Here is an 11,138-nt window from a genome sequence, read left to right as displayed (position 1 = left end):
GCGTTGTGAGACGCGGGGCTTTTTTTGTTTTTGCGTTGGGGAGATCAAGGTCAAGGGCGTCTGCCTGGGGGCAGACTGTTTCGCCTTCGGCGAGTTACTTGGAAAAGCACCCCAAGTAACCAAGGGTGCTTGCTCCTGGTTTGGCCCTTCGTTTCTCAGGGTTCCTTCACTCCGGTCTCGCTACGTGGGCCCGCCGCCATCCGCCATCCATGGCGGGGGGCGGCTCTCGCGGCATCCATGCCGCTCGGCCCACTGCGCGAAACCTGCGTTTAGCCTGCACCCAAGTCGCGATTGGCGGTGTCTGGACTGTTTGTGTTCAAAGATCAAAAGCAAGGCAGATCAACAGCTTCCCGGCTGAAGCCGGTCCCACAGGATGTACGCGGTGTGCTTCTAGTGGGACCGGCTTTAGCCGGGAAGGGGCCAGTGTGAGCGCTGGCAGTTTTGCTGATCGGACACCCTGCCTGTGGGGGCGAGCTTGCTCGCGAATGCTGTTGATCATTCCCACGCTCCGCGTGGGCATGCATCCCCAGACGCTCTGCGTCGCTCTTCCACAGGCTGAGCGGTTATTTAAAGCGCGCCATGCTGATAGCGTCGACGAGGACGCCGTCGCGTATGGCGTAGTCCCGCAGGCGGCCTTCGGTTTCGAAGCCGAATTTGCGGTACAGCGCCAAAGCGGCTTCGTTGTCGGCAAACACGGTGAGTTCCACCCGGTGCAGGTTCATCCAGTTGTCCGCGACTTCCAGCACAGCGGCCATGAGCCTCGACCCCACCCCTTTGCCCTGCCAGGCCGCCGCGATGCCCATGCCGATGGCGCCGACATGACGCTGGCGAATGCGCGCGTATTGCTCCAGACCAATGTTGCCGATCACCTGACCCTGATGCAGAGCGACAAGCTTCAATGAACGCTCATCCGCCCCAGCCAGCCGTTTGCGCCAGACATCGGCCGACTGATACGGCATCTGAAGCACCTGACGGCACACCGCAGGGTCGTTGTACAACGCCGTCACACCCTCGATATGGGCCTCGGAAAAACGATGGATCACCACCTGATCAACAGCAACATTCACTGGATTCGTCCTATGAAAACAGAAAGAGGGGACAGTCTAAGCGGCTGATTGCGGGCGTGGCTACGGCTAGAAGCATGGATATCGCACGTTGTGACGCTCAGCGTCACGGGATGCATGCCCACGCGGAGCGTGGGAACGATCAACGTGCCAGGCCGCGAAATTGCCCTCGCCCACACCGGCCCCTTCCCGGCTAAAGCCGGTCCCACTAAAAGCAACGCATGCAGTCAGTGAGGCCGTCTTCCCGGCTAAAGCCGGTCCTACTAATAGCAACGCGTACGCCCGTAGGACCGGCTTCAGCCGGGAAGCTTTTGATCTGCTTCTGATCTGCTTCTGATCTGCCTCTGATCTTCATACGCAAATAGCTCAGTCACCGCCAATCGCGACTTTGGTGCAGGCTGAACGCAGGTTTCGCGGAGTGGGCCGAGCGGCATGGATGCCGCGAGAGCCGCTCCCCGCCATGGATGGCGGATGGCGGCGGGCCCACGGAGCGAGACCGGAGTGAAGGGACCCTGACGAAGGAAGGGCCAAACCAGGAGCAAGCACCCTTGGTTACTTGGGGTGCTTTTCCAAGTAACTCGCCGAAGGCGAAACAGTCTGCCCCCAGGCAGACGCCCTTGATCTTAAAAACAAAAAACCCCGCCGAAGCGGGGTTTTCTCAACACGGTCTCAGCTGTTAAGCCTGAACAACCGGGATATTAGCGTTCGCTGCAGCCTCACGGAACTCCGCGATCTGATCGAAGCTCAAGTAGCGATAAACATCGGCAGCCATGCTGTCGATCTTGCCGGCGTACTCCATATACTCCTCGACCGTCGGCAGACGACCCAGAATCGACGCCACAGACGCCAACTCAGCCGACGCCAGATACACGTTCGCCCCATCACCAAGACGGTTCGGGAAGTTACGGGTCGACGTCGACACCACCGTCGAATTCGGCTCTACACGTGCCTGGTTACCCATGCACAGCGAGCAGCCCGGCATTTCCATGCGCGCGCCAGCCTTGCCGTAGATCCCGTAGTAGCCTTCCTCGGTCAATTGATGAGCGTCCATCTTGGTCGGCGGCGACAGCCACAGACGCGTTGGAAGCTGACCCTTGACCTGATCCAGCAACTTGCCCGCCGCGCGGAAGTGGCCGATGTTGGTCATGCACGAACCGATGAACACTTCGTCGATCTTCTCGCCGGCAACGCTGGACAGCAGACGCGCGTCGTCCGGATCGTTTGGCGCGCAGAGCACAGGCTCTTTGATGTCGGCCAGATCAATCTCGATTATTTCTTCGTACTCGGCATCAGCGTCCGCAACCATGAGCTCCGGATTGGCGACCCAGGCTTCCATCGCTTGAGCACGACGCTCCAGCGTGCGCGGATCGCCGTAACCTTGTTCGATCATCCAGCGCAGCAGCGTGATGTTTGAGTTCAGGTATTCGGTGATCGACTCTTTCGACAGCTTGATCGTGCAACCTGCGGCAGAACGCTCGGCCGAGGCATCGGACAGTTCGAATGCCTGCTCGATGCTCAGGTTGTCCAGGCCTTCGATTTCCAGGATGCGGCCCGAGAAGGCGTTTTTCTTGCCTTTCTTCTCGACGGTCAGCAAACCGTTCTGGATCGCGAAGTAAGGGATCGCGTGCACCAGGTCACGCAGGGTGATGCCCGGTTGCATCTCGCCCTTGAAGCGGACCAGGATCGACTCCGGCATGTCCAGCGGCATGACGCCGGTGGCAGCGGCAAACGCCACCAGACCCGAACCGGCCGGGAACGAGATGCCCATCGGGAAGCGGGTGTGCGAGTCACCGCCGGTACCGACGGTGTCCGGCAGCAGCATGCGGTTCAGCCAGCTGTGGATGATGCCATCGCCCGGACGCAGGGAAACGCCGCCGCGGGTCATGATGAAGTCAGGCAGCGTGTGGTGCGTGGTCACGTCGATCGGCTTCGGATACGCCGCGGTGTGGCAGAACGACTGCATCACCAGATCGGTCGAGAAGCCCAGGCACGCCAGGTCTTTCAGTTCATCACGGGTCATGGGACCTGTGGTGTCCTGAGAGCCGACGGTGGTCATCTTCGGTTCGCAGTAGGTGCCGGGACGCACACCTTTGCCTTCCGGCAGACCGCATGCCTTGCCCACCATTTTCTGCGCCAGGGTGAAACCTTTGCCGGTGTCGACAGGGGCTTCAGGCAGCTTGAACAGGTCGGTCGGACCCAGGCCCAGCTCGGCGCGCGCCTTGTCGGTCAGGCCACGGCCGATGATCAGCGGGATACGACCGCCAGCACGGACTTCGTCGAGCAGCACCGGGGTCTTCAGTTCGAAGGTGGTGATGACTTCTTCGCTGTCATGCTTGCAGACTTTGCCCGCGTACGGGTAGACGTCGATCACGTCGCCCATGTTGATGTTCGAGACATCGAATTCGATTGGCAGAGCGCCGGCATCTTCCATGGTGTTGTAGAAGATCGGCGCAATCTTGGTGCCGAAGCAGAAACCGCCAGCGCGCTTGTTCGGGACGTTCGGGACGTCGTCGCCGAAGAACCACAGCACCGAGTTGGTCGCCGACTTTCGCGAAGAACCGGTGCCGACCACGTCGCCGACGTAGGCGATAGGGAAGCCCTGACCGCGCATTTCTTCGATCTGCTTCATCGGGCCGATGGAGCCCTGAACGTCAGGCACGATCCCTTCACGGGCCATTTTCAACATGGCGAGGGCGTGCAGCGGGATGTCCGGACGCGACCAGGCATCAGGTGCAGGCGACAGGTCGTCGGTGTTGGTTTCGCCGGTGACCTTGAAGACGCGCAGGCTGATCTTCTCGGCCAGGGTCGGGCGCTTCTGGAACCACTCGCCGTCAGCCCAGGACTGCATCACGCCCTTGGCGTGTGCGTTGCCGTTCTTCGCTTTTTCAGCGACGTCGTGGAAGGCGTCGAACATCAGCAGTGTGTGCTTCAGTTGCTGTGCGGCGACCGGTGCCAGCTCGGCATCGTCGAGCAGGTCAACCATGGTGACGATGTTGTAGCCGCCCTGCATGGTGCCGAGCAGTTCGACGGCGCGCTTCTTGTCCAGCAGAGGGGATTGAACTTCGCCCTTGGCCAGAGCAGAGAGGAAACCGGCTTTGACGTAGGCAGCTTCGTCAACGCCCGGTGGAACGCGATTGGTGATCAGGTCAAGCAGGAAAGCTTCTTCGCCAGCCGGTGGGTTTTTCAGCAGCTCGACCAGGCCTGCAGTTTGTTCGGCGTTAAGCGGCTGGGGCACGATACCCTGGGCGGCACGCTCTTCGATGTGTTTACGGTAGGCTTCAAGCACAGTATTACCCTCATCAGTGGTCCCAAATGGGTGTCCGGGACGCTCATCCAGAGAAGGTCCGCATCGGCGCTCTCGAACTTTTTAAAGTTTCTTGGCAGGAAGCTGACGATCTCCAACAGAAGCTGTTTTCAAAGTTTTACGCCTGCATGATCGGTCGAGGAGGGGACGCAAGCGAACTCGCGTCGGACCGGACTGCGGGGCGGGCTTTGTGCGACAAGTGGCTGGCCGACTCATCGTAAAAAGCCCTGACTGTGCTCGTGACGCTTTGAAAACAGCTTCCAACGGACATTGGCGCCTTAAAAGGCCCGGTGATTCTACGGTAAAAAACCGCTGAAGGTAAGTTAGCCCCTACAGGTTGAAGGGTGTACCTCGTTAGACAAAGGGCTAACATGCCGGCTTGTTTCGTTCGCCGCCGTGTTGCTCCGTCATGCCCAATCAAATCATCAAAACGCCCTGCGTGGGCCTGTGCTCCACTGTCTACGGCGACCTCGTGTGCCGCGGATGCAAGCGCTTCCACCACGAAGTGATCCACTGGAACGGCTACGACGAAGACGCGAAGCGCGCTGTCTGGCTGCGCCTGGAACAGCTGCTGGTGCAAGTGATGGCCGGGAAAGTCGAGGTGTTCGACCCGGCCAGGTTGCGGGCGCAACTGGAGCAACGCAAAATCCGTTTCGTCCCGCATCAGTCGGAATATTGCTGGGCGTACCAGTTGATTGCACGGGGCGCGCGGGTGATCAACCAGCTGGACGCCTACGGCATGGTGCTGCTGCCGGAGTTTCGCGACTGGTCGCTGCCTGAACTGCGCGATGCCATTGATCGGGAATTCTTCCTGCTGTCCGAAGCGCATTACGAGCGCTACATCGCGCCCGGCTTCCTCAAGGATGCAATGGGTGCGGTCTGACAGTGGCGTGACCCTCACCCGCTGGCAGTAAATCCTGCGCTTTTCATCTGCGCAGGCTGGCTCTGTCCGTCAGGCTCCGTATAATGCTGCGCCTTGCCCAGCCAGCCATCCGTGAACCCATGCAGATTTATCCAGAGATCGACGCCTTCCTGCTTTGCCCCACGCCCGACAGTTGGGTTCAGGCCGCTTTGCAGAATCTGGATATCCTGCTGATCGATCACGCCAACAATGAAAAGAAGGCCGCCGGTGCGGCGTTTCAGTTCATGTTCCAGTACAACGACAAGTTCGACCTGCTGGCGAAGATGTCGCGGCTGGCGCGCGAAGAGCTGCGTCACTTCGAGCAAGTGATCGGCATCATCAAGAAGCGCAACATCCCGATGGCCAACATCAGTTCGGCGCGCTATGCCGGGTCGTTGCGCAAACTCGTTCGCACCCACAACCCCTATCGCCTGACCGACGCGCTGGTCGTCGGCGCCATCGTTGAAGCGCGTTCCTGCGAACGCTTCGCAGCACTGGTGCCGCATCTGGACGAAGACCTGTCGAAGTTCTACGCCAGCCTGCTCAAGTCCGAAGCCCGGCATTTTCAGGATTACCTGAAGCTTGCCTACACCTACGGCAACGAAGCAGACGTCGACGCCAAGATCGAAGAAATCCGCCTGGCCGAGCGCGAGCTGATCCTTAGCCCGGACGAAGACTTCCGCTTTCACAGCGGCGTGCCGGCGCTCTAAGCCCACTGTAGAAACCTACCTATTCAGCAGGCGAACCACGTTCGTCTGAATTCGCGCGCCTTAAAATTTGTTTCATTGTGTGTTTGCTGCCTAGGCAGTAAGATCCGCCCCATTCACTGCCTAAGCAGATAATGGGTGGCTATCAATGGCACATTTCACTCCTGAAAACTTTCACGACAGTCTGTTGGGTATGCTGCTGGGCCGGACTGAGCAGCTGAAAAACCGCATCCTCGACCGACATCTCGAGCCCCACGGCGTCACCGCGCAGCAGTTCAAAGTGCTGGTGATGATCGCGCGTTTCTGCGCCGAGACCCCGGCTGACATTTGCCGCATGTTGAACCTCGACAGCGGTTCGATGACCCGCATGCTCGATCGTCTTGAGCAGAAAAACCTGCTGTCCCGTGCGCGCTCGGAATCCGATCGGCGTCAGGTGCAACTGGTGCTCACCGATGAAGGCAAGGCGCTCTCCGATCTGCTCCCGGAAATCGGTGCACACGCGATGAACGAGATGGTCGGCGTCCTGGAAGACAGTGAGCTGCTGGCATTGGAAAAGATTCTGACGAAAATTCTGGTTGCCTCGGGCGACCCCATCACGATTGCCCGGATCGCCGAACGATGAGCACTCACATTCAGCGGGGCTCGACCCTGCGCACGTCCTTGAGCGTGATAGTCGTGGCACTGGTGCTGGCCGGTTGCGCCAGTTCCAAAGGCCTGAACACCGAAGCCGTCGGCATCGATGCCAACAGCCTGCAGACCGCCCAGAGCCTCAACGGCATCACCCTGTCACCGGCGGCCTGGCCCAAGCGCGACTGGTGGACCAGCCTGGGCGATCCACAGCTCAACAGCTTGATCACTGAAGCGCTGCGCGACAGCCCGGACATGCAGATCGCCGCGGCCCGTACCCGTCAGGCCAGTGCCCAGGCCTATGCCGCCGACGCCGAACGCATGCCGACCGTCGATGCCGATGCCGGCGTCAGCCGTTCCCGTCTGGCCCGCGACCAGGACCCGACCGGTGCAGGCGGGCGCTATAGCACCTTGCGCAGCCTGAGCGCCGGCTTCAATTACAACTTCGATCTGTGGGGCGGCCAGCGCGCTGCCTGGGAAGCGGCATTGGGCCAGGCCCGTGCCAGCGAAGTCGATCAGCAAGCGGCGCAACTGACCCTGGCGGCCGACGTCGCCCGCGCCTACAGCGACCTGGGCCAGGCCTACCTCGTCCGCGACCTGGCGGCCGAAGACCTCAAGCGCACCAGTCAACTGCTGGACCTGGGCGCGCGGCGTTTCAAGTCGGGCATCGACAGCGAGTACCAGTACGAGCAGACCCAGAGCCTTGAAGCCAACTCCCGCGAATCGCTCGCGGACGCGGACAAGAGCCTGCGCAGCGCCAAGATCCAGCTGGCCGTGCTGATGGGCAAAGGCCCGGACCGTGGCGAACAACTGAGCCGGCCTGCCGTGCTGCAACCCGCTGTTGTGGCCTTGCCCTCGGTTGTGCCCGCTGAGTTGCTGGGCCGTCGCCCCGATCTGGTGGCGGCGCGGTGGCGGGTTGAAGCGGCGAGCAAAAACATCGACGTCAGCAAGACCAACTTCTACCCGAACCTCAACCTGAGCGCGTCGGCGGGAGTGGAGTCGCTGTTGGGCGACGCGATGTTCGGCTCGGCCAGTCGCTTTTTCAACGTCGCGCCGACAGTGTCGCTGCCGATCTTCGACGGTGGCCGTCGCCGTGCCGACCTTGATGCGCGGGACGCCGACTACGACCTCGCCGTGGCGCAGTACAACAAGACGCTGGTCCGGGCGCTGGGGGATGTCAGCGATGGCATTGGCCAGTTGCGCGACATCCGCCGCCAGATCGAGGCGCGCCAGCAGGCGACCGACGTCATTCAGAAATCCTACGACACCGTCGTTCAGCGCTACTCATCCGGCATCGGCAACTACCTGGACGTGCTGAGCGTCGAGCAACAACTGCTGCAATCGCAACGCCAACAGGCTGATCTCAACGCGGAACGAATCGATCTTTCGATCCAGTTGATGCAGGCCCTCGGGGGAGGCTTCGAAGACAGCAAGCCCGGCGAAAACGCCGCCCCGGTCGTCCCGTCAACTGCTTCGCTGACTCATTAAGGTAATCGTCATGGCCACTGCCACTACCGACAACAACCCTGCAAACGAACAAAAGGACGCCAACGCATCGGCGCCCGGCAACAGCGCCGACAAAGGCGGCGACAAAGGCGCCGAGCAGACCAAACCGGCCAAGAACCCGCGCAAGCGCAAGCTGCTGTTTCTTGGCCTGCTGCTGGTCGTGGTGCTCGGTGCGGTGGGTGTCTGGGCCTGGTACGAAATGTACGGCCGATGGAGCGAGAGCACCGACGATGCCTACGTCAACGGCAACGTCGTGGAGATCACCCCGCAAGTCACCGGCACCGTGGTGAGCATCGGCGCCGACGACGGCGATCTGGTCCGCGAAGGTCAGGTGCTGGTGCAGTTCGACCCGAATGACGCCGAAGTGGCGCTGCAAAGTGCCGAAGCCAATCTGGCAAAAGTAGTGCGTCAGGTGCGCGGTCTGTACAGCAACGTCGACGGCATGAAAGCGCAGCTGGCGGCCCAGCGCGCCGAAGTGCAGAGAGCCCAGGACAACTACAACCGTCGTCGCAGTCTGGCGGCGGGCGGGGCAATTTCTCAGGAAGAGCTGTCCCACGCCAAGGATGACCTGACCACCGCGCAGAACGCGTTGACCAACATCCAGCAGCAACTGGCAACCAGCAGCGCGCTGGTGGATGACACCCAGGTCTCTTCGCACCCGGACGTCAAATCGGCTGCCGCGCAACTGCGTCAGGCCTACCTGAGCAACGCGCGCAGCACGCTGATCGCGCCGGTCACCGGTTACGTTGCCAAGCGCACCGTGCAACTGGGCCAGCGGGTTCAGCCGGGCACTGCGCTGATGGCCGTGATTCCCCTCGACCAGCTGTGGATCGACGCCAACTTCAAGGAAACCCAGCTCGGCCAGATGCGCATCGGCCAGCCGGTGGACATCGAAGCCGACCTGTATGGCGGCGACGTCAAGTACAGCGGCACCGTGGACAGCGTCGGCGCCGGCACCGGCAGTGCGTTTGCCTTGCTGCCTGCGCAAAACGCCACCGGTAACTGGATCAAGATCGTCCAGCGTGTGCCGGTGCGGGTTCGCATCAACGCCGATGAACTGGCCAGGCACCCGCTGCGCATCGGTCTGTCGACCACCGTTGACGTGAACCTGCATGACCAGAGCGGTCCGGTGCTGGCGCAGCAACCGCCGAAGCAGCCGCTGTTCACCACCGATGTCTACGCCAAGCAACTGGCCGATGCCGACACGATGATTGCCCGCGTGATCCACGAGAACAGCGCGTCAACCAGCGGCAAGACGGCCCAGCGCTGATTCGCCAATCCATCTGCCCCGGCCCGCTTCAGCCGGCCGGGGTGATCTTCGAGTGTCAAAGGATTCGCGATGAGTACTAACGCTCCCGCTTCTTTTACGCCGCCAAGCCTGTTGCTGACCACCATCGGCCTGTCGCTGGCGACTTTCATGCAAGTGCTCGACACGACCATCGCCAACGTGGCCTTGCCGACCATCTCCGGCAACCTCGGCGTGAGTTCGGAGCAGGGCACGTGGGTCATCACCTCGTTCGCGGTCAGTAACGCCATCGCGCTGCCGCTGACCGGCTGGCTCAGTCGACGCTTCGGTGAAGTGAAGCTGTTTCTGTGGGCCACGCTGCTGTTCGTGATGGCGTCGTTCCTTTGCGGCATATCCACGTCGATGCCCGAACTGGTGGGCTTTCGGGTCGTGCAGGGCATGGTCGCCGGACCGTTGTACCCGATGACCCAGACCCTGCTGATCGCGGTATATCCCCCGGCGAAACGGGGGATGGCGCTGGCACTGCTGGCGATGGTCACCGTTGTGGCGCCGATCGCCGGCCCGATTCTCGGCGGCTGGATCACCGACAGTTATAGCTGGCCGTGGATCTTCTTCATCAACGTGCCGATCGGTCTGTTCGCGGCGTTCGTGGTGCGTCAGCAAATGGCCACACGTCCGGTCAGCACCAGTCGCCAGCCCATGGATTATGTGGGCTTGATCACGTTGATCATTGGTGTGGGTGCGCTGCAGATCGTGCTCGACAAAGGCAATGACCTGGACTGGTTCGAGTCGAACTTCATCATCATTGGCTCGGTGATTTCAGCCATTGGCCTGGTGGCGTTCGTGATCTGGGAAATGACCGATGACCATCCGGTCGTCAATCTTCGGCTGTTTGCGTTCCGCAACTTTCGCTTTGGGACGATCTGCCTGGTGGGCGGTTATGCGGGGTTTTTCGGTATCAACCTGATTCTGCCGCAATGGCTGCAAACGCAGATGGGTTATACGGCCACCTATGCCGGGCTGGCAGTAGCACCGCTCGGGGTGCTGCCGGTGTTGATGTCGCCCTTTGTCGGTCGCTACGCGCATAAGTTCGACTTGCGTCTGTTGGCCGGTCTGGCGTTTCTGGCGATCGGCCTGAGCTGCTTCATGCGTGCGGATTTCACCAGTCAGGTGGATTTCACCCACATCGCTCTGGTGCAGTTGTTCATGGGCGCAGGCGTGGCGCTGTTCTTCATGCCGACCTTGAGCATTCTGCTGTCGGACCTGCCGCCGTCGCAGATTGCCGACGGCTCGGGGCTGGCGACGTTCCTGCGTAACCTTGGCGGCAGCTTCGCGGCGTCATTGACCACCTGGATCTGGATCCGCCGCGCCAATCAGCATCATGCGTATCTGAGCGAAAACGTGAACGCTTACGAGCCGACAACGCGGCATGCGCTGGAGACCCTGGGCGGGGCGAGCAACCAGGCCTACGCGCAGCTTGATTCGATGGTCACCAGTCAGGCCTACATGATGTCGACGGTGGACTATTTCTACATGATGGGCTGGATCTTCCTGTCGCTGATCCTGATCATCTGGCTGGCCAAGCCACCGTTTACCGCGAAGGCTGCGCCCGGGGGAGGGCATTGACGCCGCGCTGTCGGCGTCAAACACAGGTCATGGGGGAGTGAGCTTGCTCACGAAGAGGCCGGGACATTCAGCCACTTTCTCTGGTGTCAGAAAGTAAGCCTTCGCGAGCAAGCTCGCTCCCACAGGTTTGGCGTTCGACGATCATCGGTGTTCACTT

8 protein-coding genes are annotated in these 11,138 nt (G+C 61.1%); 6 read left to right on the top strand and 2 right to left on the bottom strand.

The genetic code is table 11. From position 1 onward, the window contains the following. Positions 1 to 563 precede the first annotated feature (563 nt). Both M1E04_RS17870 and acnB read right to left on the bottom strand, forming a co-directional pair. Positions 564 to 1,067 (bottom strand): GNAT family N-acetyltransferase, encoded by a 504-nt coding sequence (locus tag M1E04_RS17870; protein WP_369318777.1) that lies wholly within the window; start codon positions 1,065 to 1,067, stop codon positions 564 to 566. Between the two features lie 673 nt (positions 1,068 to 1,740). Then, positions 1,741 to 4,350: a bifunctional aconitate hydratase 2/2-methylisocitrate dehydratase gene (gene acnB / locus M1E04_RS17865; protein ID WP_065986415.1), complete on the bottom strand. Its 2,610-nt coding sequence runs from the start codon at positions 4,348 to 4,350 to the stop codon at positions 1,741 to 1,743. Between the two features lie 427 nt (positions 4,351 to 4,777). Here acnB and M1E04_RS17860 point away from each other — a divergent pair, with 427 nt between their 5' ends. The 6 genes from M1E04_RS17860 to M1E04_RS17835 all read left to right on the top strand — a co-directional run bounded on the left by M1E04_RS17860 (position 4,778) and on the right by M1E04_RS17835 (position 10,981). Then, positions 4,778 to 5,251 carry a DUF1289 domain-containing protein gene (locus tag M1E04_RS17860; RefSeq protein WP_065986417.1) on the top strand — a complete coding sequence of 158 codons (474 nt, stop codon included), beginning with the start codon at positions 4,778 to 4,780 and terminating at the stop codon, positions 5,249 to 5,251. A 119-nt stretch (positions 5,252 to 5,370) separates the two neighbouring features. Beyond that, positions 5,371 to 5,979, top strand: coding sequence for a tRNA-(ms[2]io[6]A)-hydroxylase (miaE, locus tag M1E04_RS17855; protein ID WP_065986544.1), 609 nt, complete (start codon positions 5,371 to 5,373; stop codon positions 5,977 to 5,979). Between the two features lie 145 nt (positions 5,980 to 6,124). Beyond that, the gene (locus tag M1E04_RS17850) at positions 6,125 to 6,598 is read left to right on the top strand and encodes a MarR family winged helix-turn-helix transcriptional regulator (RefSeq protein WP_065986418.1); all 474 of its coding nucleotides are present in this window, start codon (positions 6,125 to 6,127) and stop codon (positions 6,596 to 6,598) included. Beyond that, positions 6,595 to 8,091: an efflux transporter outer membrane subunit gene (locus tag M1E04_RS17845; protein WP_192134642.1), complete on the top strand. Its 1,497-nt coding sequence runs from the start codon at positions 6,595 to 6,597 to the stop codon at positions 8,089 to 8,091. The genes M1E04_RS17850 and M1E04_RS17845 overlap by 4 nt, the downstream gene beginning before the upstream one ends. A gap of 10 nt (positions 8,092 to 8,101) precedes the next feature. Further along, positions 8,102 to 9,379: an HlyD family efflux transporter periplasmic adaptor subunit gene (locus M1E04_RS17840; RefSeq protein ID WP_456291806.1), complete on the top strand. Its 1,278-nt coding sequence runs from the start codon at positions 8,102 to 8,104 to the stop codon at positions 9,377 to 9,379. A 69-nt stretch (positions 9,380 to 9,448) separates the two neighbouring features. Beyond that, positions 9,449 to 10,981: a DHA2 family efflux MFS transporter permease subunit gene (locus tag M1E04_RS17835; RefSeq protein ID WP_065986421.1), complete on the top strand. Its 1,533-nt coding sequence runs from the start codon at positions 9,449 to 9,451 to the stop codon at positions 10,979 to 10,981. The last annotated feature ends 157 nt before the right edge of the window (positions 10,982 to 11,138 follow it).

The sequence above is a fragment of the Pseudomonas sp. AK106 genome, assembly GCF_053903055.1.
The sequence above is the reverse complement of the archived record's forward strand: the minus strand, read 5'-3'. Positions and strand labels throughout refer to the sequence as shown.